This window comes from Methylobacterium sp. J-030 (genome assembly GCF_022829545.1).
Lineage (GTDB): Bacteria > Pseudomonadota > Alphaproteobacteria > Rhizobiales > Beijerinckiaceae > Methylobacterium.
On the sequence record NZ_JAKSYM010000321.1, the window covers coordinates 165,250 to 189,522 of the forward strand.

The 24,273-nt window shown below is 68.1% G+C and carries 29 protein-coding genes and 1 pseudogene; 12 read left to right on the top strand and 18 right to left on the bottom strand.

Annotated elements, in window-relative coordinates:
- Nucleotides 1-183: 183 nt before the first annotated feature.
- A complete protein-coding gene (locus MKK75_RS24755) occupies nt 184-1,875 on the top strand; it encodes a methyl-accepting chemotaxis protein (RefSeq protein WP_244045162.1) in 1,692 nt (563 codons plus the stop codon).
- A gap of 3 nt (nt 1,876-1,878) precedes the next feature.
- Here MKK75_RS24755 and recF read toward each other — a convergent pair whose 3' ends face one another.
- Together recF and dnaN are read right to left on the bottom strand one after the other, a co-directional pair.
- A complete protein-coding gene (recF, locus tag MKK75_RS24760) occupies nt 1,879-3,033 on the bottom strand; it encodes a DNA replication/repair protein RecF (protein ID WP_244045163.1) in 1,155 nt (384 codons plus the stop codon).
- 209 nt (nt 3,034-3,242) lie between these two features.
- Nucleotides 3,243-4,364 (bottom strand): DNA polymerase III subunit beta, encoded by a 1,122-nt coding sequence (dnaN, locus tag MKK75_RS24765; protein WP_244045164.1) that lies wholly within the window; start codon nt 4,362-4,364, stop codon nt 3,243-3,245.
- Between the two features lie 212 nt (nt 4,365-4,576).
- On the opposite strand from dnaN, the gene MKK75_RS24770 reads away from it, so the two are divergent.
- Entirely contained in the window at nt 4,577-5,881 is a 1,305-nt protein-coding gene (locus MKK75_RS24770; protein WP_244045165.1) for an MFS transporter, read from the top strand.
- Here the strand turns inward: MKK75_RS24770 and MKK75_RS24775 are convergent.
- The 3 genes from MKK75_RS24775 to MKK75_RS24785 form a co-directional block, all read right to left on the bottom strand.
- Nucleotides 5,878-6,099, bottom strand: coding sequence for a hypothetical protein (locus MKK75_RS24775; protein WP_244045166.1), 222 nt, complete (start codon nt 6,097-6,099; stop codon nt 5,878-5,880). The two genes, MKK75_RS24770 and MKK75_RS24775, sit on opposite strands and share 4 nt — an antisense overlap.
- Before the next feature lie 234 nt (nt 6,100-6,333).
- Nucleotides 6,334-7,176: a glycosyltransferase family 29 protein gene (locus MKK75_RS24780; RefSeq protein WP_244045167.1), complete on the bottom strand. Its 843-nt coding sequence runs from the start codon at nt 7,174-7,176 to the stop codon at nt 6,334-6,336.
- 606 nt (nt 7,177-7,782) lie between these two features.
- On the bottom strand, nt 7,783-9,009 hold the full coding sequence (locus MKK75_RS24785; RefSeq protein WP_244045168.1) for a hypothetical protein: 1,227 nt from the start codon (nt 9,007-9,009) through the stop codon (nt 7,783-7,785).
- Between the two features lie 512 nt (nt 9,010-9,521).
- Between MKK75_RS24785 and flgB the strand changes: the two genes are divergently transcribed.
- The 6 genes from flgB (at nt 9,522) to flhB (ending at nt 13,146) form a co-directional block, all read left to right on the top strand.
- On the top strand, nt 9,522-9,923 hold the full coding sequence (gene flgB, locus MKK75_RS24790; RefSeq protein ID WP_244045169.1) for a flagellar basal body rod protein FlgB: 402 nt from the start codon (nt 9,522-9,524) through the stop codon (nt 9,921-9,923).
- 29 nt (nt 9,924-9,952) lie between these two features.
- Nucleotides 9,953-10,360, top strand: a complete 408-nt coding sequence (flgC, locus tag MKK75_RS24795; protein WP_244045170.1) for a flagellar basal body rod protein FlgC — start codon at nt 9,953-9,955, stop codon at nt 10,358-10,360.
- 31 nt (nt 10,361-10,391) lie between these two features.
- Entirely contained in the window at nt 10,392-10,706 is a 315-nt protein-coding gene (fliE, locus tag MKK75_RS24800) for a flagellar hook-basal body complex protein FliE (protein ID WP_244045171.1), read from the top strand.
- A gap of 280 nt (nt 10,707-10,986) precedes the next feature.
- Nucleotides 10,987-11,253, top strand: a complete 267-nt coding sequence (fliQ, locus tag MKK75_RS24805; RefSeq protein WP_091719345.1) for a flagellar biosynthesis protein FliQ — start codon at nt 10,987-10,989, stop codon at nt 11,251-11,253.
- A 51-nt stretch (nt 11,254-11,304) separates the two neighbouring features.
- Nucleotides 11,305-12,066: a flagellar biosynthetic protein FliR gene (gene fliR / locus MKK75_RS24810; RefSeq protein ID WP_244045172.1), complete on the top strand. Its 762-nt coding sequence runs from the start codon at nt 11,305-11,307 to the stop codon at nt 12,064-12,066.
- A 12-nt stretch (nt 12,067-12,078) separates the two neighbouring features.
- Complete coding sequence (gene flhB / locus MKK75_RS24815) at nt 12,079-13,146, top strand: flagellar biosynthesis protein FlhB (RefSeq protein WP_244045173.1); 1,068 nt, start codon at nt 12,079-12,081, stop codon at nt 13,144-13,146.
- A gap of 11 nt (nt 13,147-13,157) precedes the next feature.
- Here the strand turns inward: flhB and MKK75_RS24820 are convergent, their stop codons facing one another.
- A complete protein-coding gene (locus tag MKK75_RS24820) occupies nt 13,158-13,346 on the bottom strand; it encodes a hypothetical protein (protein WP_244045174.1) in 189 nt (62 codons plus the stop codon).
- A 620-nt stretch (nt 13,347-13,966) separates the two neighbouring features.
- Between MKK75_RS24820 and cckA the strand changes: the two genes are divergently transcribed.
- From cckA to MKK75_RS24840, 4 genes are all read left to right on the top strand, one after another.
- Nucleotides 13,967-16,735 carry a cell cycle histidine kinase CckA gene (cckA, locus tag MKK75_RS24825; protein WP_244045175.1) on the top strand — a complete coding sequence of 923 codons (2,769 nt, stop codon included), beginning with the start codon at nt 13,967-13,969 and terminating at the stop codon, nt 16,733-16,735.
- Between the two features lie 288 nt (nt 16,736-17,023).
- A complete protein-coding gene (gene recA, locus MKK75_RS24830; protein WP_409567608.1) occupies nt 17,024-18,091 on the top strand; it encodes a recombinase RecA in 1,068 nt (355 codons plus the stop codon).
- A 143-nt stretch (nt 18,092-18,234) separates the two neighbouring features.
- Nucleotides 18,235-18,417 carry a hypothetical protein gene (locus MKK75_RS24835; protein WP_244045177.1) on the top strand — a complete coding sequence of 61 codons (183 nt, stop codon included), beginning with the start codon at nt 18,235-18,237 and terminating at the stop codon, nt 18,415-18,417.
- Nucleotides 18,414-18,698: a type II toxin-antitoxin system RelE/ParE family toxin gene (locus MKK75_RS24840; protein WP_244045178.1), complete on the top strand. Its 285-nt coding sequence runs from the start codon at nt 18,414-18,416 to the stop codon at nt 18,696-18,698. The genes MKK75_RS24835 and MKK75_RS24840 overlap by 4 nt, the downstream gene beginning before the upstream one ends.
- 42 nt (nt 18,699-18,740) lie before the next feature.
- Here MKK75_RS24840 and rpsQ read toward each other — a convergent pair whose 3' ends face one another.
- From rpsQ to tuf, 12 genes and pseudogenes are all read right to left on the bottom strand, one after another.
- A complete protein-coding gene (gene rpsQ / locus MKK75_RS24845) occupies nt 18,741-19,007 on the bottom strand; it encodes a 30S ribosomal protein S17 (protein ID WP_244045179.1) in 267 nt (88 codons plus the stop codon).
- Between the two features lie 21 nt (nt 19,008-19,028).
- Nucleotides 19,029-19,244: a 50S ribosomal protein L29 gene (rpmC, locus tag MKK75_RS24850; RefSeq protein WP_091719333.1), complete on the bottom strand. Its 216-nt coding sequence runs from the start codon at nt 19,242-19,244 to the stop codon at nt 19,029-19,031.
- A gap of 12 nt (nt 19,245-19,256) precedes the next feature.
- Nucleotides 19,257-19,670, bottom strand: a complete 414-nt coding sequence (gene rplP, locus MKK75_RS24855; RefSeq protein ID WP_091719330.1) for a 50S ribosomal protein L16 — start codon at nt 19,668-19,670, stop codon at nt 19,257-19,259.
- Between the two features lie 11 nt (nt 19,671-19,681).
- On the bottom strand, nt 19,682-20,428 hold the full coding sequence (gene rpsC, locus MKK75_RS24860; protein WP_012319192.1) for a 30S ribosomal protein S3: 747 nt from the start codon (nt 20,426-20,428) through the stop codon (nt 19,682-19,684).
- A 10-nt stretch (nt 20,429-20,438) separates the two neighbouring features.
- Nucleotides 20,439-20,825: a 50S ribosomal protein L22 gene (gene rplV / locus MKK75_RS24865; protein ID WP_012319191.1), complete on the bottom strand. Its 387-nt coding sequence runs from the start codon at nt 20,823-20,825 to the stop codon at nt 20,439-20,441.
- A 1-nt stretch (nt 20,826) separates the two neighbouring features.
- On the bottom strand, nt 20,827-21,105 hold the full coding sequence (rpsS, locus tag MKK75_RS24870) for a 30S ribosomal protein S19 (RefSeq protein ID WP_012319190.1): 279 nt from the start codon (nt 21,103-21,105) through the stop codon (nt 20,827-20,829).
- 5 nt (nt 21,106-21,110) lie between these two features.
- Nucleotides 21,111-21,947: a 50S ribosomal protein L2 gene (gene rplB, locus MKK75_RS24875; protein ID WP_244045180.1), complete on the bottom strand. Its 837-nt coding sequence runs from the start codon at nt 21,945-21,947 to the stop codon at nt 21,111-21,113.
- 25 nt (nt 21,948-21,972) lie between these two features.
- Nucleotides 21,973-22,269 carry a 50S ribosomal protein L23 gene (locus tag MKK75_RS24880; RefSeq protein WP_020094257.1) on the bottom strand — a complete coding sequence of 99 codons (297 nt, stop codon included), beginning with the start codon at nt 22,267-22,269 and terminating at the stop codon, nt 21,973-21,975.
- Nucleotides 22,266-22,886 carry a 50S ribosomal protein L4 gene (gene rplD, locus MKK75_RS24885; protein ID WP_244045181.1) on the bottom strand — a complete coding sequence of 207 codons (621 nt, stop codon included), beginning with the start codon at nt 22,884-22,886 and terminating at the stop codon, nt 22,266-22,268. The genes MKK75_RS24880 and rplD overlap by 4 nt, the downstream gene beginning before the upstream one ends.
- Nucleotides 22,886-23,623 carry a 50S ribosomal protein L3 gene (gene rplC / locus MKK75_RS24890; RefSeq protein WP_244045182.1) on the bottom strand — a complete coding sequence of 246 codons (738 nt, stop codon included), beginning with the start codon at nt 23,621-23,623 and terminating at the stop codon, nt 22,886-22,888. The genes rplD and rplC overlap by 1 nt, the downstream gene beginning before the upstream one ends.
- A gap of 51 nt (nt 23,624-23,674) precedes the next feature.
- Nucleotides 23,675-23,983: a 30S ribosomal protein S10 gene (gene rpsJ / locus MKK75_RS24895; protein ID WP_043351245.1), complete on the bottom strand. Its 309-nt coding sequence runs from the start codon at nt 23,981-23,983 to the stop codon at nt 23,675-23,677.
- Nucleotides 23,984-24,063: 80 nt separating this feature from the next.
- A pseudogene (gene tuf / locus MKK75_RS24900) lies at nt 24,064-24,273 on the bottom strand (elongation factor Tu); the annotation flags it as partial.

Genomic DNA, 24,273 nt, shown 5'->3' on the forward strand with positions numbered 1-24,273 from the left:
CTGATTGATATCTAGCATAAACATTGATAATATCATGCCGTTCAGAATAGACATGATCCGACATGGATTGACAAGTCGATCAATTAGCGTATTTTTTACATTTGACGACGATGGTCGCCGACGAAGGTCGAGGTAGAAGACCGTTCTTCTCCGGACGGCAATCTGACTTCGGGGGATGAAACCGTGCTGCGCTTGTCCAACATCAAAGTTCTTCCCAAACTGGCAGCCATCGTTGCCCTGATCGGCTTGGTCGTCGGCGGCTGCGTCTGGTACGCACAGTCGCGCATGACGGCGATCGACGACGCCTACAGTAGCTTCATCGTCAACGAGACCGCGGCCGTCGCCGAGACCCGTCAGCTCAATCGCCTGGTCACGGAACTCAACTACTGGGTCTATCGCGTCATCGCGGAGACTGAACCGGCGCAGATGCGGGAAGCCAATACCGGCTTCGAATCGACGGTGCCCAAGGTGAAGGCCCTGTTGCCCAGCCTGCGTTCGCATGCGCCGACCTTCGCGGCGCGCATCGACGATCAGAGTGCCCGGGTGGAGCGCTACGTCCGAGACGTGAGCGAGGTGCGCCGGCTCGGCTCGGCCAACCAGAACGACCAGGCCATCGCCCTTATCCATTCGGCGATCGATCCGATCTTCGCGGCCCTGCTGGCCGACGGCGCCAAGCTCGCCGAAGACATCAGCAATTACACACAGAAGGCGTCGGACGACCTGACCGATCAGACGAACGCGACCCGGTACAACCTGATGATCTTCAGCGCGCTGGGCATGTTGGTCGGCCTGGTAGCGGCTGTCCTCGTCGCCGTCATCGGCATCACGCGTCCGCTCAATCGTCTCGTGTCGGTCCTGCAGCGGATGGCGCAGGGCGAGATCGACGCAGATATCAAGGAGGCGGCACGCCGCGACGAGATCGGCACCGTGGGCAAGGCGGTCGAGGGCATCAAGGCGATGGTCGCCCGCAAGGCCTCCGAGGAGACCGAGATCAAACGCCGCGCCGACGAGGCTGCGGCGACCGAGCGCAAGCGCACCATGCTGGAGCTGGCGGACGGGTTCGAGCGGGCGGTGGGTGGGATCGTCGGGATGGTCTCGTCCTCGGCCACGGAGCTGCAGGTCACCGCCCAGAGCATGACGTCGAGCGCCACCGAGACGGCCAGCCAGTCCACCACCGTGGCAGCGGCGGCCGAGCAGGCCTCCGCCAACGTCCAGACCGTGGCTGCGGCCGCCGAGGAGCTGGGCTCGTCCGTGCAGGAGATCGGCCGGCAGGTGCTCGGGTCGGCCAACCTCGCGCAGACGGCGGTCGGGGAGGCGGACGAGACCCAGCACCTCGTGCAGGCCCTGAGCCTTGCGGCGACCCGGATCGGCGACATGGTCGGGCTGATCTCGAACATCGCCGGTCAGACCAACCTGCTGGCGCTCAACGCTACGATTGAGGCCGCCCGCGCCGGAGAGGCGGGGCGGGGTTTCGCGGTGGTCGCCGCCGAGGTGAAGGAACTCGCCGCGCAGACCGCCAAGGCGACGGACGAGATCAGCCAGCAGATCGGCCAGATCCAGGGTGTGACCGGGCAGGCGGTCTCGGCGATCGACACGATCGCCGCGCGGATCCGCGAGATCAACGGAGTCGCCACCACGATCGCGGCCGCGGTCGAGCAGCAGGGCGCGGCGACCCAGGAGATCGTCCGCAACGTCGCCCAGGCGGCCACCGGGACGGATCAGGTGACGAGCAACATCGTCGGGGTGTCCCAGGCCTCGGAAACGACGGGCGCGGCCGCGACCCAGGTGCTCGGTGCCGCCGGCGAGCTGTCGCGCCAATCCGAGCAGCTCGGAGCGGAAGTCTCCCGCTTCCTGAGCACGATCCGGGCTGCCTGAGGATCAGGCGCCGATCCGCAGCACCTCGGTCCGGTCGCCGGCCTGCGCGAAGGCATCCGGGTCGGCGCCGGTCATCCAGACCTGGCCCGGCAGGGCTTCCAGGGCGTCGAACAGGCCGGCACGGCGGCGCGGATCGAGATGCGCCGCCACCTCGTCGAGGAGGATCACGGGGGCGATGCCGCTCATGGCGCGCACGAGGCGCGCATGAGCCAGGACGAGGCCGATCAGCAGGGCCTTCTGCTCGCCGGTCGAGGCGGTGCCCGCCGGCACGTCCTTGGGGCCGTGGCGGACCACGAGGTCGCTGGTCTGCGGCCCGATCAGCGTGCGGCCCGCCGCCCGGTCCCGGTGGCGGCCGTTGCGCAGGGCGAGGCGGAACCGGTCCTCCGCCTCGATCGCAGGCCAGACCGCGACGAGATCGTCGAGGTCGCCCTCCAGGCGGATCGAGGCCCAGGGGAACGGCTGGGCGTCGTCGCGGGTCTCGGCGATCAGCCGGTCGAGGCGCTCCGCGGTCTCCCGGCGGGCCAACGCCACGGCGACGCCGAGTTCGGCCACCTCCCGCTCCACCGCATCGAGCCAGCGGTCGTCGTCGGCCCTGTCCTCCAGCAGGCGGTTGCGCGAGCGCAGGGCCCGTTCCATCGCGGAGACCCGCGCCCCGTGGCCGGCATCCACCGCCAGCACGAGGCGATCGAGGAACCGGCGCCGATCGCCCGCGGCGCCGCGGAACAGGCCGTCGAGGTCCGGCGTCAGCCACACCACCCGCAGGAACTCGCTGAACGCCACCGGGGAGGGGGCGGAGGCGCCGTCAATCCGGCAGAGCCGGCTCGTGCGCCCGTCCGGGCCCGGCGGCTCCAGGCCGGTGCCGAGCCGGTGCTCGGCGCCGTCCCGGTCGAGGGTGACGGACACGGCGAAGCCCCCCGGGCCGCCGGCACGCGCCATGGTGGCGAACTCGGCCCGGCGCAGGCCCCGGCCCGGCACGAACAGCGAGAGCGCTTCGAGCAGGTTCGTCTTGCCCGCCCCGTTTTCCCCGACCAGCGCCACGAACCGGGCCGCGGGGTTCAGTTCGAGGTCGGCATGGTTGCGGAAATCACGGGCGATCAGACGGGTGACGCGCAAATCTCGTCCTTCAGGCTCGATCCACGGATCGAGGTCAATGCTCATCGATCAATCCGCAGGATGGGAGCATCCGCGCTCAACCGCCTCTCTTCTTCCGCCATCCCATCCAATCACCTCATCCTGAGGTGCCCGCGCCAGCAGGCCTCGAAGGAGGCCTCCAGAACCAACTGCTTGAACGGGAGGCCTCCTTCGAGGCCTCCGCTTCGCTCCGGCACCTCAGGATGAGGGCGAGAGCGGGACGTCCCTTGACGAGCCTAGACCCGCATCGGCATCAGCACGTAGAGCGCCGGCGCGCCCTCGCGGTCCTGGATCAGCGTCGGGGAGCCCGGATCGGCCAGCCGGAACAGGGCGGTGTCACCTTCGAGCTGGGCCGTGATGTCGAGCAGGTAGCGGGCGTTGAAGCCGATATCGAGGTTGGCCGCCTCGTAATCGACGTCGAGCTCCTCGGTGGCGCTGCCCGAATCCGGGTTGTTCACCGACAGGGCGAGGCGCCCTTCCGCGAGCCCGAGCTTCACGGCGCGCCCGCGCTCGGACGAGATCGTCGAGACCCGGTCCACCGCCTTGGCGAAGGCGTCGCGCTCGACGGTGAGCCGCTTGTCGTTGTTGGCCGGGATCACCCGCTGGTAATCCGGGAACGTGCCGTCGATCAGCTTCGAGATCAGCGTCAGCCCGCCCGCGAAGCGCAGGCGTATCTTGGCGGGCGACAGGTCGACCGCGACGGACTCGCCGCCGTCGTCGAGGAGCTTCTGGATCTCGGCCACCGCCTTGCGGGGTACGATCACGCCGGGCATGCCGACGCTGCCCTGGGGGGCGGGGATCTCGACCCGGGCGAGCCGGTGTCCATCGGTCGCCACCGCCCGCATCACCGGGCCGGACTCGGTCTCCAGCGTGTGCAGGTAGATGCCGTTCAGATAGTAGCGCGTCTCCTCGGTGGAGATCGCGAACTGCGTCTTGTCGATCAGGCGCTTGAGATCGGCGGCCGCGATCTCGAACCCGTGGGGCATCTCGCCGGCGGCCAGATCCGGGAAGTCGCCCTCCGGCAGGGCGCCGAGCGCGAAGCGCGAACGGCCGGAGCGGATCGTCATCTGGCCGGATTCGCCGCCGGTCTCCAGCGAGACCTGCGCGCCGTCGGGGAGCTTCCGGACGATGTCGTAGATCACGTGGGCCGGCACCGTGGTGGCGCCGGCATCCGACACGTCCGCCGGGACGCTCTCGGTCACCTCGATGTCGAGGTCGGTCGCCCGCAGCTGGAGCCCGGACCCCTCCGCGCGCAGCAGCACGTTCGACAGGATCGGGATCGTGTTGCGGCGCTCGACGACCCGGTGCACGTGGCCGAGCGACCTGAGCAGGGCCGCGCGCTCGACAGTGACTCTCATCGCAATACTCGACTGGTAGGGACGGCGCGGCGGCCGGCGTCCCGCGCGGATTAGGGCCGATCAGCTTGGCGAAGGGGGCCGGCGAACGCAAGGCCGGGGCTGGTGCATCGCACAGGCGACAGGCACCGGACGTGTTTTCGGGGTTCCCGCGCGCGCCGCACCGTGCGAAAGCGCCGCATCCCGTTTGCCGCCGATACAAACGCGCCGCCGCCATGCTCCAAACTGTCGACCCCGCCTACGCGGAACGCACACCGCCGAGCGCCGGGCGGATCCTGGCCGCAAGCTTCGTCGGCACGGCGATCGAGTTCTTTGATTTCTACATCTACGCCACGGCCACCGCCTTGGTGATTGGCCCGGTCTTCTTCCCGACGGGCGCTCCCGGGGTGCAGCAGCTCAGCGCCTTCGCGACCTTCGCGATCGCCTTCGCGGCGCGTCCGGTGGGCGCGGCGCTGTTCGGGCATTTCGGCGATCGGGTCGGCCGCAAGGCGACGCTTGTGGCCTCGCTGCTGATCATGGGCCTCTCCACCGTCCTGATCGGCTGCCTGCCGACCTACGCGTCGATCGGCTGGTGGGCGCCGGCGGCGCTCTGCATCCTGCGCTGTGGCCAGGGCATCGGGTTCGGCGGCGAATGGGGCGGGGCGGCGCTGCTCGCGGTCGAGAACGCGCCGCCGGGCCGGCGGGCGTGGTACGGGATCTTCCCGCAGCTCGGCGCGCCGGTTGGGTTCATCCTGGCCAATCTCGGCTTCCTGGCGCTGAGCTTCGGCCTGTCGCCCGAGAGCTTCCAGAGCTGGGGCTGGCGCCTGCCGTTTCTCGGCTCCGCGGCGCTCGTGGGCGTCGGGCTCTATGTCCGCCTGAAGCTCACCGAGACGCCGGCATTCCGGGCCGCGCTGACCGAGGCGCGACCGGAGCGCGTGCCCTTCGCCACCATGCTGACGCAGCACGGGCGGGCAGTCCTCATGGGGACCTTCGCGATGGTGGCGGTCTACGCAGTGTTCTACCTCTCGACGGTCTTCGCCCTGGGCTACGGCACCGGCACGCTCGGCTACGCGCGGCCGACCTTCCTGCTGTTCGAGTGCATCGCGGTCTGCTTCATGGCGCTCGGCACCGTGGTGTCGGGTGCCGCCGCGGACCGGTTCGGCCGCCGGCCGGTGCTGCTGTCCGGGATGGCCGCGGTGTTCGGGCTGGGCTTCCTGATGGGCCCCATGTTGGGCCACGCCGCCGGCACCGGGACATGGCCGCCGGTGTTGGGCTTCCTGTGCCTCAGCCTCCTGTCCATGGGCTGGGTGTTCGGGCCGATGGGCGCCGTCCTGCCGGAATTATTCCCGACCCGGGTCCGCTACACGGGCGCCTCGGTCACCTACAATCTGGCGGGGATCCTGGGGGCGTCCGGGGCGCCCTACATCGCGCAGGAACTCGTAGCCCTAGGTGGAATAGGCTTCGTCGGCTTCTACCTGGCAGTCGCCGCGATCCTCAGCTTCCTCGCCGTGCTGGCGATGCCGGAGACGGCGGGGCGTTAAGCGCGCCCGGGCGCCGCAGGCTCGAAGCGGCCCAGGAACCGCGTCCGCTCCCACAGCTCGATCGTGTTGCGCTGCACCATGGCGCGGACCTGGCGGCGCGCATGGCCATCATCCTCGGCCGCAACGATCTCGGCCGAGGCGACGCGTCCGGCCCGGTCGAGCTTGAACGCGCGATAGGCGCGGCTGCGACGGGCGGTCTCGGCATTCAGAGCGAGCATCGAATCATCCTCCGGACACGAGCGTTCCAGCAGAGGGTTAACAATGCGTTTCGACTGTCCGGAACGCATACGAGCGCATCCTGCGCAACGGCGTGCTTTCGGCTCTCGTTCTCCGGGATACAGCCGGCCTTCTTTGGCGCCGTCAGGACACGGGCCGCACGACGGATGGCGTCGTCGTCTCTCCTGGCGGTCGCTCGCTATCGGCCATGGAACGGGGACGGGCCTGGGCAGCCATCACGAGACATTGTCGATCAAAGCGACTTCGATCCCACGGGCACGCGCATCGACCATGGCATGATCGAGGATGGCTCGATTCAAGGCCAGATTGTGCAAGTCCCAAGGGCGGCGCTGGCTCTCGGCGTAGAAATTCAGCCCGTATAAATGCAGAGTCGCAGGATTTCCGGATAGGGCACAGATCGCTGCCCGCACACCCGTCAGCAGGGTGTCCCACGTGTACCAGCCGCCCCATCCGTTCTCATGGTAATTCCGCGCCGTGACTGCGGAGAGCAAGCCGTTGACGCGCCCCAGGGAATTCCGTTCGAGAAACTCGAATACGACAGGAGCGGCCCAATGGATGTATGTCCGCTCGACGAGACCTAACTGTTTGGCGCGACGCCAGAAACCGACTTGCAGGTGATGATGGGAGATACAGTGTAAGCCTTCAAGGCTGGAGAACCGATCGCTGAGATCCGATAACTTCATATCGGGAGCCGGATTGAGAAAATTGTCGGGAAAGAGCACCTCGTTTTTGGCCAGTCCAACCCAATGAGTGAAGCGACGGCCGTCCTCTTTGGGATCTTGAGCCCAAGAATAAGGGAAATTCACTCGGATCACGACGTCATGCTCATCGATATGACGACCGCGCCCACGCACGACACCGTTGCCGACCAGAGCGACGCGCTTGCCGCTCACCGGAAGTGCGAAATTTTGTTCGTAGCATTCATCACGAAGCAGCAGCCAGTCTTCGTCCGGAACGTCTTCCTGATCACTATCGTGATACCGGTTCCCAAAAAGACACTCGTAGAAATACAAGCCAAGTCGAGCATTTTTGACGAGCTGCATCTTTCCGGCACTCATACGTTCATCCTTCGCGACTGGACTGATGCGATGATTATCCTTCTAACGACACAGACTATGAAATCAAATTCCGGAACAAAGAATCGGTACGTAAAGATCTCAGACGTCAAAAGCGCCCCTATCTTGACCGTGAGAGATGATTTGTTCCCGAAGAAGAATTTATGCGGCAAAATATGCTGACTTACGGAAAGCCGAATAACGTATTGGGGCAGCCTCTGACCTAGGGCCGTGTCCGATCGCGGTGCCCGCGATACACGACACGAGACTGCGACGCCGCAAGCCGAACATCCCATCCGACCTCCTCATTTTGAGGTGCCGGAGCGCAGCGCAGACCCCATAGGAGACCTCAAGAAGCCACAGCGATCCCTGGAGACCTCCTTCGAGGCCGGCTTCGCATTCCCCTTAGAATGGGGGGGGTTTATGGGGATCACACGATCAATCTGCCACAGTGTGGTGTCGTGGACCGGGCGCACGGCAATCATGCGCAGCCCTAGGCCCTCGTTGCGACGCGCTTTCTGACGCCGAACCGGTGTCCCCCTCGGCGGGAAGCGCGCCAGCGTCAGCGCTGCACTTCTGCGGTTGCCGGATGTCAGGTCCCGGTTCGCCTCAGCTCCGCTTGTCGAGCGGACGGCCGAGGAGGCGGGCGAACTCGGCTTCGATCTCCTCCACGGAGAAGGGATTCCCCGTAGACTTGGCATCAGAGCGCGCCGCGGATGACGGCTCGGGCGGCGGGGGCCGAAACGCAGGCAGCGCTTTCGGCGCTGGCGGCGCTGGCGAATGAGAAGCTCGGGGGGCCTCCGGATACGGCGGCGCCGGCTGGACAAAGGGGGGCGCGACCGGCGCGGTCGGCCGTACGGCTGCCTCGATGGTCGGGGCAGGGGATGGCGGCACCGGCTCGGCTTGCGTCACAGGTGCCGGCGGGGCGGCGGCCACCGGATCGCCCCCCTCAGCGGGGACAGGGGACGCCGCGGGCGATGGGGCCGGAGTGACCGCGGATGTCGGACGGGACAGGGCCGCCTGCAGCTGGCGGGCCATGTCGGAGAGGATCGCCGGATCGACGGTCCTGCGCTCGACCGGGACCGTGAGGCTCGGTGCCTGTCGTGCCGTTTGGTCCGCGGCGGGCGCTGGATCGGGGGCGCGCTCCGAGGCCGGCTCGGGTCGTGGATCAATCAGCGGCGGTGCGGTCCGGCTCAGGACCCGGCGCGGGGCGACCGGCTCGCGGACCGGCGCGGTGGTTTTCGGCGCGGGCGGAGGCGACAGGGGCGCGGAGATATCCTGCCCCGGCTCGTCGCCGCCGAGCAGTGTGGGATCGAGCGGCAGGCTCACGGACGGGCCGCCCCCGGAACGCGGGATGGGCGACGGCACGATCACGGGCATCTCGAACCCCGGATCGAACAGGGGCTCGGTGCGCAGCCCGGCCATCTCGGGCAGGGCGCGCGGCGGTTCGGGCAGGCGGCCGCCCTGGACCAGGGGATCCGGCAGCGGCTCGTCGAGGGCGTCGGGCGCGGCATCCGCCCTTAGGGATGCCTCGGTCAGCGGGCGCTGGCCGCGCTGGATGTTGCGCTCGACCACGACGTCGTTGGGCCCGCCGACGAGGAGCAGGTGCTCGACATTGTCCCGGCGCAGCAGGATCAGCTGCCGGGCGCGATCGAGCTCGTAGACGTCGACGATGCCAAGCCGCGGCTGCCGCCCGCGGCTGCCGTTCCGACTAGGCAGGGCCGGGGTGCGGCCGGTGAGCCGCCGCACCGTGAACACGATGGCCGCCAGCGCCGTGAAGATGACGGCGAAGATCACGACATATTGAACGATGGGGGAGCCGTCAGAGCCGAACACGGATTGCAGCCATCGCAAGGTTACGCACTCGCACGTTCCGGCCGCCGCTGGTCCGCGCCCGGCAGAGGCCTGTCCATATCACGCCGAAGGGGCCGCGGGGCAAACGACGTTAAGAAAGCGTTAACAAACCTTTTCAACCAACGCGAACAAGACAATAGCGCGTGAAACGGGGCGGCATCGGCATATCCGACATGGGAAGGCTGCGCCGCGGGGCCATCCTCCGGAAGTCGGTTCACCCGCGAGCCGCGCCGTGGCGGGGACGATCGCCCTATCGCCCAACGCCGGCCGGGGCCGACGATAGCGCGCGACATCGGCCCGGAGACCGCGCGGGTTCACCCCCGCATCCGACACTGTCTCCGGCTGGTTCACCGCCCGCTGTATCGAGGCCGACCCGGCTTTGGACTGGTCCAGACGGACGAACGGCGCCGGCTTAACGGGCTATTAACCATGCGCACGGCAGTTTTTGCCCAGCCGGTCCGCTCCGGCACGGCGATGCCTGACCGGAGGCGACCTTGGCCCTCACCGACCTGCCCGTGCTCGGCATGCTGCGCACCCGGATGCAATGGGCTCAGGCACGCCAGGGCCTGATCTCGGAGAACGTGGCCAACGCCGACATGCCCGGCTTCAAGCCCCGCGACCTTGCGGAGCCGCGCTTCGACCGGGCGAGCGGCGCCCTGGCCACAGGCTCGACCAGCCTCGCGCTGACGAGCCCGGCCCATCTGGCACCCGCGGGGCAGGGCGGCGGGACCGAGGCCAAGCGCGCCAAGGGTTTCGAAATCCGCCCCAGCGGCAACGGGGTCAATCTCGAAGACGAGATGATGAAGGCCGGCGACAACCAGTCGGATTATCAGCTCGCGGCCTCGCTCTACCAGCACAGCCTGACAACCCTGAAGATCGCCATCGGCAAGAGCTGACGGACGCAGCCGGCGGAGGGTCTTGAGCCATGGAATTCAGCAAGTCGATGGCGGTGGCGGCGGCCGGGCTGAAGGCCCAGTCGGGCCGGATGCGGATCATCGCCGAGAACATCGCCAACGCCGATTCCGCGCCGGCCTCGGCCGGGGCGGAGCCCTACCGGCGCAAGATCCCGAGCTTCACCAGCCATCTCGACGACGAGACCGGCGCCCGGCTCGTGGAGGCCGGCCGCATCCGGCGCGACCCGTCCGCCTTCCGGACCAAGTTCGAGCCCGGCAACCCCGCGGCCAACGCGAGGGGCGAGGTGCAGATGCCCAACGTCAACGCGCTGATCGAGAACATGGACCTGCGCGAGGCCCAGCGCTCCTACGAGGCGAACCTCAACATGATTACCGCCACGCGCAAGATGCTGTCCCAGACCCTCGGCATCCTGAAGTGATCGGGACGATCGCACGAGAGGACGTGTAGCGATGGCTTCGAGCAACTTCGCGGCGGGCGCCTACGCGGCCGTCCAGGGCCTCGCCTCCGGGCGGCCCGTGCCCAAGGTGGCGTCGACCGCCGAGACCGGCACCGACTTCATGCAGTTCCTCGGCAAGACGCTGGAAAGCGTCGGCGACGCCGGCCGCCGGGCCGACGCGCAGGCGGTCTCGGCCGCTTCGGGTAAGGCCAACGTGGTGGACGTGGTCACCGCGGTCGCCGAGAGCGAGACCGCCCTCCAGACCATGGTCGCCGTGCGCGACCGCATGATCTCCGCCTACGAGGAGATCATGCGGATGCAGATCTGATGCTGGGGACTCACCGGCAGAGCGTCACGCGGTCACCGAAAGGCGGATTGTACCGCGGGATATGCAACCCATCCCCGCATCCTGAGGTGCCGGAGCGCAGCGGAGGCCTCGAAGGAGCCCCCCAGCCGGCCGCGCGACTTCTGGAGCCCTCCTTCGAGGCTCGCTGCGCTCGCACCTCAGGATGAGGGGGATGGATTGGGCAAACGTCCGGACGCTTCGCACCGCGCGGCTGGAGCCCCGGCCATCGCACTGTTTTCTGGTTCACACAGCGGCCCCCACCATGACCGGACTTGCCATCCTCGACGTCGCCCGCGACGGGATCTTCGTGTTCCTGAAGATCGCCGGACCGCTGATGCTCGTCTCCCTCGCGGTCGGGCTCGCGGTCTCGCTGGTCCAGGCCCTGACCCAGATCCAGGAACAGACCCTCATCTACGTGCCCAAGGTGGTGGCGGTGTTCGCCGTGCTGCTCTTGATGCTGCCGTTCATCGGCGACGCCATGGCGGGCTACATGACCCGCATCGCCGCCCGCATCGCGGCGGGCGGGTGAGACCCGGCCCGGCCACGACACCGGCGCATTCCGCGTCTCTGGGTGGCGGCGATGAACCTGCTCCTGCCCGGGATCGCCTCGGCCTTCCTGATCACCTTCGCGCGGGTCGGCACGCTGATCATGCTGATGCCCGGAATCGGCGAGCAGTCGGTCTCGCCGCGCCTGCGGCTGGCCTTCGCGGTGCTCACCACCCTGGTCCTGTTCCCGACCGTGCGCCCGCTGCTCGGCGGCACGGAGGGCCTCGCCGGGCCGCGGCTGATCGGGCTCCTGTTCGGGGAGACGATCGTCGGGCTGGTGCTCGGCCTCGCGGTGCGGATGGTGCTCGCCGCCCTCCAGACCGCCGGGGTGATCATCTCGGCGCAGCTCGGCCTGTCCTACGCGATGACCGTGGATCCGAGTCAGGGCGGCCAGCAGGTGGCGATCGGCAACTTCCTGTCGCTGCTGGGCATCACGCTGATCTTCGCCACCGACCTGCACCACCTCGCGATCGAGGGCCTGGCTCGGAGCTACGCGGTGCTGCCGCCCGACGGCGTCCCGGCCTTCTCGGACGCGCTGACGCTGGCGACCCGGGCGCTGGCCCGCGGCTTCACCCTGGCGATGCAGATCTCCGGGCCGTTCATCGCCTTCGGAATCCTGTTCAACCTCGGGCTCGGGGTGCTGTCGCGGCTGATGCCGCAACTGCAGGTCTTCGTCCTGGCTGTTCCGGCCTCGGTGCTGGTGGGCGTCGTAGTCCTGATGGGCTGCCTCGGCGTGATGATGGGCGTCTTCCTGGACGATATGGGCCGGTATCTCGCCGAGTCGGTCGGACGCTGAGGTAGAGGCGGGATGGCCGAGGGCGCGGACGACGAGGACAAGACCGAGGAGCCGTCCCAACGGCGTCTGGATCAGGCGATCGAGCGCGGCGACGTCGCGACCAGCACCGAGATCAACACCTTCGCGATCCTGGGAGCCTTCACCCTTGCGCTGATGCTCGCGGCCCCGGGCATCGCCCAGAACCTGCTGTACGGGCTCAGGGCCTACCTCGCCAACGCCCACACCTTGCCGGACGACGCCACCGCCATGCGGGCGGCGGCCGTCCGCGCGCTGTGGTTGTGGCTTCAGGCGGTGGCCGTGCCGGTGGGCCTCGCGGTCGTCGCGGGGCTCGCCGCAGGGCTGCTCCAGCATCCGCTGGTCTTCACCGCCGAGACCTTGATGCCGAAATTCGAGCGGCTCTCGCCGATGGCCGGGGTGAAGCGCCTGATCGGCATCGAGGCGTGGTTCCAGTTCGGCAAGGGGCTGGCCAAGATCTGCACCGTGGGCGTGGTCGGCGGCGTGGTGCTGTGGAACGACCGCGACCGGCTCGAGGTGTTCGTCCAGCTCGACCCCGCCGCGGCCCTGCCGGCGATCCTGTCCCTGAGCCTGCGGCTGCTCGCCGGGATGCTGTGTGTGCATCTCGCGATCACGCTCGGCGACGCCCTCTACGCGCGGTTCCGCTGGCGCAAGCGCCACCGCATGTCGAAGGAGGAGATGAAGCAGGAGATGAAGGAGTCGGACGGCAACCCGGAGGTGAAGGGCCGCATGCGGCAGCTGCGCATGGCCCGGGTGAAGAAGCGGATGATGGCCGCGGTTCCGACCGCCACCGTGGTGGTGACCAACCCGACCCACTACGCGGTGGCCCTGCGCTACGAGACCGGCATGGCGGCGCCGATCTGCGTCGCCAAGGGCGTCGACGCGCTGGCCCTGCGCATCCGCGCGGTGGCGGCCGAGCACGATGTCGCGGTGATCGAGAACCCGCCGCTGGCGCGGGCGCTCCACGCCACCGTGGAGATCGACCGCGAGATCCCGGCCGAGCATTACCGCGCGGTGGCCGAGGTGATCGGGTTCGTGCTGCGGTTGCGGCGGCGGGCGGCTTAGCGGGGAGAGGATCAGATTTTCGGACGCGATGCCCTTTTGGGCTCTGCCTTCGCCTGACGGTCCACCATCAGCGCCCGCAGCCTGCTCGGGACGCCGACCGGATTTTTCTGGTCCGGCCCATGGGAGAGGCCATCGGAACCATCGTAGAGATCGGGCCGCTCTGCGTGCGTGGGGAGGCCCTTTTTCTCCGCTGCGCTCATGGGCCAGTCCTTATGAAGGTGTCGGGCCAAGACCCGCGACACGGTGGCGAGCCGGTCTGCCCCGCCTTCCCCGGGCGCGTGCAGCGAAAGCGGAATGCGACCCGGGATCCAGCGCAAGACTTCGCGAAGCGTCGATCTGGAGCGACCTGTGCCGCTGACGCGGCGCATTTCGCGCTGGGTCTCGGATCCGGTTCCGCTATCGCTCCACCTGTCTGGGACAGGGCGCGCACGTCATGAGCTCAGGGTAACCGCCAACCGGTGCTGCGCATCACGCCAAACACCTTGCAAAGGCTGGCCCCTGGGCTTTTCCTTGGGATGATTGTCGGCCTGCAGCCAAAGGTGGTCAACGGAAGCGGCCTGAGATTTCCAAGAGGCGAGATCCGGACGGCCGATCCGCGAGAATTCCGAGGCAGAGCGCGCCCGACAGCCGGAGATGTGTGGACGATCTCGCGGGCCCCCTCGAGAACCGCAGAACACGACGGGACCGAAAAGCCACGGTTCATCCACCTTTTTTCGCGAGGTTGAACCGAGGCTTGGCGTGACACGCGTGATGCCGCACGGCCCTTGCCCTGATATGGCCGGCCGGCCTAACCGGGGGGAACGTTCTGGAAATGAAGCCGATGGCCGACGTGACTGGACCTCCGGCCCCCGCCGCAGGCGCGCCGAATTCAGGATTGCCGGTCGCCGCGCAGCTTCCGGGTCCGCAGGCAGCCGCGCCGCAGGCGACCGGCTCCATCGACCGCTCGGAGCAGCCGGGCCGGGTCGGGCTCCTGCTCGTGCTGGCGGGCCTCTTGGTCGGGGCCGCTATCGCCCTGTCCTTCGTGGCCAACGAGCAGGCCCAGTCGCTGATCGTCTGGCTGCTCGCGCTGCTCGCCATGGCCGGCGTGTTCTTCCTATTCGCCCTGGCGATCGGCGCGCTCCAGCTCAGCGGCAGCGCCGCCCGGGACGACATCACCAAGGGCATCGTCGACGCCTCCCCCGACGGGGCGCTGGTGGTCGAGGATGGCGGACGGCTGATCTACGCCAACGAGGCCTATCTGCGGATCGCGGGCGGCGACACCTTCTCGAACCTCGTGCCGGTGGAACGCATCCTGGTCGGGCCGCCGGAGGTATCGGAGGCGGTCTACCGCCTGTCGCAGGCCTCGCGCGACGGCCGCGCCCACACCGAGGAGGTACGGGTGTCACCGCCGCTCGGGCCCGTGGCGGGCGAGCGCAGCTTCGGTTGGTACCGGGTCTCGGTCCGGCCGCTGGCCCGCCCGCGCCGGGCCGCCGCCCTCTGGACGGTGGCCGACATCACCGCCGAGCGCGAGCGGCAGGAGAACGTCTTCCAGGAACTCCAGCACGCGATCGACTATCTCGACCACGCCCCGGCGGGCTTCCTGTCGATCGATCCGGCCGGCGCCATCGTGTACATGAACGCCACGCTGGCGGCCTGGCTCGGCTACGACCTCGCCAGCGTCGGCCCCGGCGGCCCGCACCTCACCGAGATCGCCCCCGAGGCCGATGTCCTCGTGCGCACCGCCGGGATGCCCGGCGAGGTCCGCACCGACCGCTTCGACCTCGACCTGCGCCGCCGCAACGGCCACACCCTGCCGGTGCGGCTCTACCACCGGATCGCCTTCGGCAAGGACGGCAAGCCCGGCTCCTCGCGGACCTTCGTGATCAACCGCTCGGCCGGAGCCGAGACCGACGAGCCGCAGCGCGCCGCCGAGGTCCGCCTCGCGCGGTTCCTCAACAACTCGCCCATCGCCATCGCGACCCTCGACAGCACGGGGCGGATCGCCCGGGCCAACGCGTCCTTCACCCGGCTGTTCGGCACGGTGCCGCGACAGGCCGAGGACGGCGCCATCGACGGGGACGGTACGCACCGGGCCGAGCCCAACGTCGGCGATTCAGTGACCGACCGCACCAGTCTCGAAGCCGGGCTCCTCCGCGCGGCGAGCGGCCGGACCGATCCCGAGCCGATCGAGGTCCAGCTCAACGGTCCCGGCGGGCGCTCGGCGCGGGTCTGGCTGAGCCCCGCCGACGGCGGCGATACCGGTCAGCAGACCGACGAGGCCGAGCGCGTCATCCTGTACGCCCTCGATACGACGGCGCAGCGCCAGCTGGAGCAGCAGGTCGCCCAGGCCCAGAAGATGAATGCCGTGGGCCAGCTCGCCGGCGGCATCGCGCACGACTTCAACAACGTGCTCCAGGCGATCATCGGCTATTCCGACCTGCTGCTGGCGAGTCATCGGCCGACCGATCCGGCCTTCCAGGACATCATGCAGATCAAGCAGAACGCCAACCGGGCGGCGGGCCTCGTCCGCCAGCTCCTGGCGTTCTCCCGACGGCAGACCCTGCGGCCGGAGGTGATGAATGTCGGGGAGGCGCTCTCCGAACTGACCCTGCTGCTGAAGCGGCTCCTCGGCGAGCGCGTCGCCCTGGAGCTGAAGCACGGCCGCGAGGTCTGGCCCGTGAAGGCCGACGTCAACCAGTTCGAGCAGGTGATCGTGAACTTGGCGGTCAACGCCCGCGATGCCATGCCGGAGGGCGGCAAGCTGGTGATCCGGACCGAGAACGTCACCGATCCCGGCCCGGCGGCGGCCGCTGAGGGGCGGGGCGGGGCACCGGCGGGCGACCACGTGCTGATCGAGGTCCGTGACACCGGCCAGGGCATCCCACCCGAGCTGATGGAGAAGATCTTCGAGCCGTTCTTCACCACCAAGGAGATCGGCAAGGGGACGGGCCTCGGGCTCTCGACGGTGTTCGGCATCGTCAAGCAGTCCGGCGGCACGATCGACGTACAGTCGACGATCGGGGAGGGCACCGCCTTCCGGATCTATCTGCCGCGGCACATCCCCGTGGCGGAGCCTGAGGAGGTGCCGCTCCCGCCCGCTACGGCGGCCCTTCCGCGGACCGACGCCGCCCGGCTCGCCGGCCCGGCGCGGTCCGGCGAGACCGTCACGTCCGCAACCCGCGCCGCGGAGCCGGCCGCCGCCATGCCGCCGGCGCCGCGCAAGCCCGCCGCCGACCATACCGGGCAGGGCACCATCCTGCTGGTGGAGGACGAGGACCCGGTGCGCGCGGTCAACAGCCGGGCGCTCTCGGCCCGCGGCTACACCGTCCTGGAGGCGGCCTCGGGGCTGGAGGCGCTGGCCATCGTCCGCGAGAACGCCCAGCCGATCGACCTCGTGGTGTCCGACGTCGTCATGCCCGAGATGGACGGCCCGACGCTGCTACGGGAAGTGCGCAAGCACCAGCCTGACCTGAAGGTGATCTTCGTCTCCGGCTACGCGGAGGACGCTTTCCGCAAGAACCTGCCGGAGGGCGAGACCTTCAACTTCCTGCCAAAACCCTTCAGCCTGAAGCAGCTCGTCGAGACCGTGAAGAAGACGATGGCGAGTTGAGGGGAGGGGGCGGCCGCCCCCGCCTCCCGTCGCGTCGCGTCGACAGTACCCCGGAAACCCCGCCTTTCGTGATCGACGCCGGAAATGCGGCGCAGCGGAGCGCCTTTGCTTGCACAGCAGATCTGACGCGGATCAACCGGCACAACGCACGGTCATCGGGCCCCAGCCCCTTGCTCGAAGAGAACAAAACAGGTACATCAGGTGGGCGTTGACGCGCGTTGTGAACGACGCCCAACCCCTTCATAAGGAGCCCGCCAGATGGCCCAGCCCGCATTGAAAGTGGTCGACATGCCCCCCGCGGAGAAGGACAAAGACAAGTCCAAGGCCATTGACGCCGCCCTGGCCCAGATCGAGCGCGCCTTCGGCAAGGGCTCGATCATGCGGCTCGGCAAGAACGACAAGGTGCAGGAGGTCGAGACCATCTCCACCGGCTCGCTCGGCCTCGACATTGCGCTGGGCGTCGGCGGCCTGCCCCGCGGCCGCGTGATCGAGATCTACGGCCCCGAATCGTCCGGCAAGACCACGCTGGCGCTCCACACGATCGCCGAGGCCCAGAAGAAGGGCGGTGTCTGCGCCTTCGTGGATGCCGAGCACGCCCTCGATCCGGTCTACGCCCGCAAGCTCGGCGTCAACCTCGACGATCTGCTGATCTCGCAGCCCGACACGGGCGAGCAGGCCCTGGAGATCACCGACACCCTGGTGCGCTCCGGCGCCATCGACGTGCTGGTGGTCGATTCGGTGGCTGCGCTCACCCCCCGCGCCGAGATCGAGGGCGAGATGGGTGAGAGCCAGCCCGGCCTCCAGGCCCGCCTGATGAGCCAGGCGCTGCGCAAGCTGACCGGCTCGATCTCGCGCTCGAACTGCATGGTCATCTTCATCAACCAGATCCGGATGAAGATCGGCGTGATGTACGGCAGCCCCGAGACCACCACGGGCGGCAACGCCCTGAAGTTCTACGCCTCGGTGCGCCTCGACATCCGCCGCATCTCGACGCTCAAGGACCGCGACGAGGCGATCGGCAACCAAGTCCGCGTGAAGGTGGTGAAGAACAAGGTCGCCCCGCCGTTCAAGCAGGTCGAGTTCGACATCATGTTCGGCGAAGGCGTGTCGAAGGTCGGCGAGCTGATCGACCTCGGCGTGAAGGCCGGGATCGTCGAGAAGTCCGGCGCCTGGTTCTCGTACAACAGCCAGCGCCTCGGCCAGGGCCGCGAGAACTCGAAGGGTTTTCTGCGCGACAACCCGAAGATCGCCGCCGAGATCGAGGGCTCCATCCGGCAGAACTCGGGGCTCGTCGCCGAGAAGATCCTGGAGAACGCCGCGCCGACGCCGGACGATCTGGACGAGGGCGAGGCGTAACGCGCGGCGACGAACTTGCCGCGCAGCCACCTGCCACGGACAATAGGCGGCCCCGGCGAGTCCCTCGTCGGGGCCGTTGGTCATCAGGGGTAGGCCAGACCGTCACCGAACTTCTGGAGTTAGCCGTCGAGACGGTCAGGCGGATGCCGCCCGACGCACAGAACGCAATCGCCCGCGCCATGCTCGACATGGCGGGGATCGGAACCCCAGGCGATAGCAATCATGACCATCTAGCTGACGTGCTGGCGGGGCTCGAAGAGATCGTGCGTGGCGATATCGCGACGCCTGAAGAGGTCGAGGCCGCATTCCGCCGTTTCGAGGCGTGAAGCTCGTCTACGCGCGTCGGGCCGTCCGGCGTCTCGCTGAAATCGCCGATTTCATCCGCGCGCGGAATCCGGCGGCAGCGGGCAACGTGGAGCGCGTGATCCGGGATACGATTGCACGCCTTGAGTGCTACCCTTCAGCCGGTCGAAGCGTGCAGCCGGGCGTCGGCGTCTTGGCAGTGCCCAAGCTCCCGTATTCGATGTACGACAACATCACTGAAGCGGAGCAGATCGTGACCGTCATCACGATTCGGCACACCGCGCAGAAGCGGCTGCCGTCATGAACGGACGCGGATGAGTCCGCGGCCGTCCAGAATGGCGAACGCTCAGGCGGCCTCGCCGGCCTCGGCCTGAACCGCCGCGTCGCCCTCGACCAGCTTCCAGGTTTTGGTCTTCGAGAACGGACGGCACTCCTCAATGAACACCGTCTGCCCGACCTTGGCGACATTCGCCTCGTCGTGCGCGTGGTAGTTCTTCGACCGGCGAACGGTCTTCTTCATCACCGGGTGCGTGAAGCGGCGCTCCACCTTCACCACGATGGTCTTCTCACCCTTGTCGCTGACGACGGTGCCCTGCAGGATGCGCTTCGGCATGGTTGTCTCCTAAAACCCGCCTCAGCCCTTGGCCTGCTGCAGCGTCTTGGAACGCTGCAGAGTCCGGACACGGGCGATGTCGCGGCGGACCTCACGGACGCGGGCGACGTTCTCGAGCTGGCCGGTGGCCCCCTGGAAGCGCAGGTTGAACTGCTCCTTCTTGAGGTTGATCAACTCGTCATTCAGCTGATCCGGCGACAACGCCTTGAGATCAGACACTCGTTGGGTCGACTTCACGATATCCTCCGTTCAGTCGGCGATGCGCTGGACGACCCGCGTGCGGATCGGGAGCTTCGCGGCGCCGAGGCGGAGCGCCTCCTTGGCGATGGCCTCGGCAACGCCGTCGACCTCGAACATGATCCGGCCGGGATGGACCCGGGCCGCCCAGTAATCCGGGGCGCCCTTGCCGGAGCCCATGCGGACCTCGGTCGGCTTCGAGGAGACCGGCACGTCCGGGAACACCCGGATCCAGACGCGGCCCTGGCGCTTCATCTCGCGGGTGATCGCGCGGCGGGCCGCCTCGATCTGGCGGGCGGTGACGCGCTCGGGCTCCACCGCCTTCAGGCCGAACTGGCCGAAGTTCAGCTCGAAGCCGCCCTTGGCCGCACCGTGGATGCGGCCCTTGAACTGCTTGCGGAAGCGGGTCTTTTTCGGTTGCAGCATGGCTTCCTACCTTACGCGTGCTCGCGCTCGCGGCGTCCGCGCTCGCGGCCGCCCTCGCCATCGCGCTCACGGCGCCCGCCGGAGCGGCCGCCCTCTTCCTGGGCTTTCTTGTCCTGAGCCATCGGGTCGTGCTCAAGGATCTCGCCCTTGAACACCCACACCTTGATACCGCAGGTTCCGTAGGTCGTGAACGCCGTGGCGGTCCCGTAGTCGACATCGGCTCGCAGCGTATGCAGCGGGACGCGGCCCTCGCGGTACCATTCCTGGCGGGCGATCTCGGCGCCGCCGAGGCGGCCCGAGCAGTTGATCCGGATGCCCTCGGCGCCCAGACGCATGGCCGATTGCACGGCCCGCTTCATGGCGCGCCGGAAGGCGACGCGGCGCTCGAGCTGCTGGGCGATCGAGTCGGCCACCAGGGTGGCGTCGATCTCGGGCTTGCGCACCTCGACGATGTTGATGGTCACGTCGGCCTTGGTCATGGTGCCGACGAGCTTGCGCAGCTTCTCGATATCCGCACCCTTCTTGCCGATCACCACGCCCGGGCGGCCCGAGTGGATGGTGACGCGGCACTTCCGGTGCGGGCGCTCGATGACGATCTTGGAGACCGCCGCCTGCTTGAGCTGCTTCATGAGGGCGGCGCGGATCGCGACGTCCTCGTGCATGAGCTTCGCGTAGTCGCCCTTGTTGGCGAACCAGCGGGAGTCCCAGGTCCGGTTGATGCCGAGCCGGAGACCGATCGGATTGACTTTCTGGCCCATTGGATCCTCCTCAGGCCGCTTCGGCCTGGCGGACTTCGCGAACCACGATGGTGAGGTTCGAGAAGGGCTTCAGGATACGCGCGCCGCGGCCGCGGGCGCGGGCGTGAAAGCGCTTGAGAACCAGCGCCTTGCCCACGAAGGCCTGGGACACGACGAGGTCGTCCACGTCCAGGTCATGGTTGTTCTCGGCGTTGGCGATCGCGCTCTCGAGGCACTTCTTGACCTCGGTGGAGATCCGCTTGCGCGAGAACTGCAGCTCGGCGAGCGCCGTGTCGACCTTCTTGCCGCGGATCATCTGCGCCACGAGGTTGAGCTTCTGCGGGCTGACGCGCAGCATGCGCGCGACGGCCTTCGCCTCGTTCTCAGGGAGCGCGCGGGGGGTGGCTTGCTTGCCCATCTCAGCGCCTCTTCGCCTTCTTGTCGGCCGCGTGGCCCGGGAAGGTGCGGGTCGGCGAGAACTCGCCGAACTTGTGCCCGACCATCTCCTCGGTGACGTAGACCGGGATGTGCTTCTGCCCGTTGTGCACACCGAAGGTGAGCCCGACGAACTGCGGGAGGATCGTGGAGCGGCGGCTCCAGATCTTGATGACCTCGGAGCGCGAGGAGCCCCGCGCCGCCTCGGCCTTCTTGAAGAGGTAGCCGTCGACGAACGGCCCCTTCCAGAGAGAGCGTGCCATAGCGATTACTTCTTGCGGTTGTGGCGGCTGGACAGGATGAACACGTCGGTCCGCTTGTTGGACCGGGTCTTCTTCCCCTTGGTGGGCACGCCCCAGGGCGTGACCGGATTGCGGCCGCCCGAGGTGCGACCCTCGCCGCCGCCGTGCGGATGGTCGACCGGGTTCATCGCCACGCCGCGGTTGTGCGGGCGTTTGCCGAGCCAACGGTTGCGCCCGGCCTTGCCGAGCGAGATGTTCATGTGGTCCGGGTTCGAGACCGCGCCGACGCTGGCGAAGCACTGGCCGTGGACCAGGCGCTGCTCGCCCGAATTCAGGCGGAGCGTGACGTAGCCCTGGTCGCGGCCCACGATCTGCGCGTAGTTGCCGGCCGAGCGCGCGATCGCGCCGCCCTTACCGATCTTCAGCTCGACATTGTGGACGATCGTGCCCACCGGCATCGAGCCGACCGGACCGGCATTGCCCGGCTTGACGTCGACAGACTCGCCGGCCACCACCTTGTCGCCCGGCTGCAGGCGCTGGGGGGCCAGGATGTAGCTCTGCTTCCCGTCGGGGAAGTTGATCAGCGCGATGAAGGCCGTGCGGTTCGGATCATACTCGATCCGCTCCACGGTCGCGGCGACGCCGAGCTGCTCGCGACGCTTGAAGTCGACGTTGCGCAGCACCCGCTTGTGGCCGCCGCCGCGGAAGCGGACGGTGATGCGGCCCAGGTTGTTCCGGCCGCCGGAGGACGACTTGCCCTCCGTCAGCGCCTTTACCGGCTTGCCCTTGTAGAGCTCACGGCGGTCGACGAGCACGAGCTGGCGCAGGCTCGGCGTGACCGGTTTGAATGTCTTCAAGGCCATCGGCTTGGATCCCTGTAACCCGTCCTCAGAGCCCGGTCGTGACGTCGATCGAGTGGCCCTCGGCCAGGGTCACGATCGCCTTCTTCACGTCGGAGCGCTGTCCGCGGAGGCCGCGGAAAATCTTCTTCTTTCCCTTGGTGACAAGGGTGTTCACGGCCGTGACCTTCACGTCGAACAGCTTCTCCACCGCCTCCTTGATCTGAGGCTTGGTCGCCTTGGGGGCGACCCGGAAAACGACCTTGTTCTGCTCGGTCAGGTTCGTCGCCTTCTCGGTGATCACCGGGGAGACGACGATGTCGTAGTGGCGCGGATCGGCACTCATTTGAAACGCTCCTCCAGCGCGTCGACGGCAGCCTTCGTCAGGACGAGCGTGTCGCGGCGCAGGATGTCGTAGACGTTGATGCCCTGCACGGGCAGCACGTCGATCTGCGGGATGGCGCGGGCGGCCCGGCCGAAATTCACGTCGACCTCGGCACCGCCGATGATCAGCGCGTTCGAGAGGCCCATCTTGCCGAAGCGCTCGACGAGACCCTTGGTCTTGTGATCCTCGATCCTGATGTCGTCGACGACGATCAGGGTCGAGGCCTTGGCCTTGGCCGAGAGGGCGTGGCGTAGGGCCAAAGCCCGGACCTTCTTGGGCAGGTCGTGGCTGTGATCGCGCACCACCGGACCGAAGGCCCGGCCGCCGCCGCGGAACTGCGGCCCGGAGGCCGCGCCGTGGCGGGCGTTACCGGTGCCCTTCTGCTTGTAGAGCTTCTTGCGGGTCCGGTTCACGTCCGAGCGGTTCTGCACGGCGTGGGTGCCGGCGCGCCGCTTGGCGAGCTGCCAGCGGACCATGCGCTGCAGCAGGTCGGCGCGGGGCTCCAGGCCGAAGATCTCTTCGTTCAGCTCGACCGAGCCGGCACCGGCACCGTCGAGGGTTTTGACATCGAGCTTCATCAGGCGGTCTCCTCAGCCGCAGGGGCCTCGGGGGCAGTCTGGGCGGACTCAGGGGCAGCGCCGTTCTCACGGAACTTGCCCGGCAGCGGAACGTCGGCGGGGAGCTTGCGCTTCACCGCGTCGCGGATCTGGATCCAGCCGCCGGCGACGCCCGGCACCGCGCCCTCGACCAGGATCAGGCCGCGCTCGGGATCGGTGCGCACCACGCGCAGGTTCTGGGTCGTGACCCGCTCGACGCCGAGATGGCCCGGCATCTTCTTGTTCTTGAAGGTCTTGCCCGGGTCCTGACGGCCGCCGGTCGAACCGATCGAACGGTGCGAGATCGACACGCCGTGGGTGGCGCGCAGACCGCCGAAGTTCCAGCGCTTGATACCGCCCGCGAAACCCTTGCCGGTCGTGGTGCCGGTGACATCCACGAACTGGCCCGGGATGAAGTGGTCCGCGGTGATCTCGGCGCCGACCGGGATCAGCGCGTCCTCCGACACGCGGAACTCGGCAAGCTTCTTCTTAGGCTCGACCTTGGCGACCGCGAAGCGGCCGCGCTCGGCGCGAGACACGTTCTTGACCTTGGCCTTGCCGACGCCGACCTGCAGCGCGACGTAGCCGTTCTTCTCGACGGTGCGGTGGGCCACCACCTGGCACTGATCGATCTTGAGCACGGTGACGGGGACATGTTCCCCCGCGTCCGTAAAGACGCGGGTCATGCCGACCTTCTGTGCGATGACGCCTGAGCGCATAGGTTCTCTCCCTCGCGCGATGAAACGGTAAGCTCTAAGTCCTCAGCGGACTCAGAGCTTGATCTCCACGTCCACGCCGGCAGCGAGGTCGAGCTTCATCAGCGCGTCCACGGTCTGCGGCGTCGGATCGACGATATCGAGCACACGCTTGTGCGTGCGCATCTCGAACTGCTCGCGCGACTTCTTATCGATGTGCGGCGAGCGGTTCACGGTGAACTTCTCGATATGCGTCGGGAGCGGGATCGGGCCCCGGATGGTCGCGCCGGTGCGCCGGGCCGTGGAGACGATCTCCTTGGTCGACGCATCGAGGATGCGGTGATCGAACGCCTTCAGGCGGATACGGATGTTCTGACCGTTCATGTTCCTGGAACCTTGAGAGGGACGGCGGGGTACGCGAGGCTTTCACCCCGCCGCGCCCTGCTAAGGATGCTTGCCCGAGCTCAGTCGTTGATGGCGGCGACGACGCCGGCGCCCACCGTGCGGCCGCCCTCGCGGATGGCGAAGCGCAGCTTCTCCTCCATGGCCACCGGCACGATCAGCGCCACGTCCATGGTCACGTTGTCGCCCGGCATCACCATCTCGGTGCCCTCCGGCAGCGTGCAGATCCCGGTCACGTCGGTCGTGCGGAAGTAGAACTGCGGCCGGTAGTT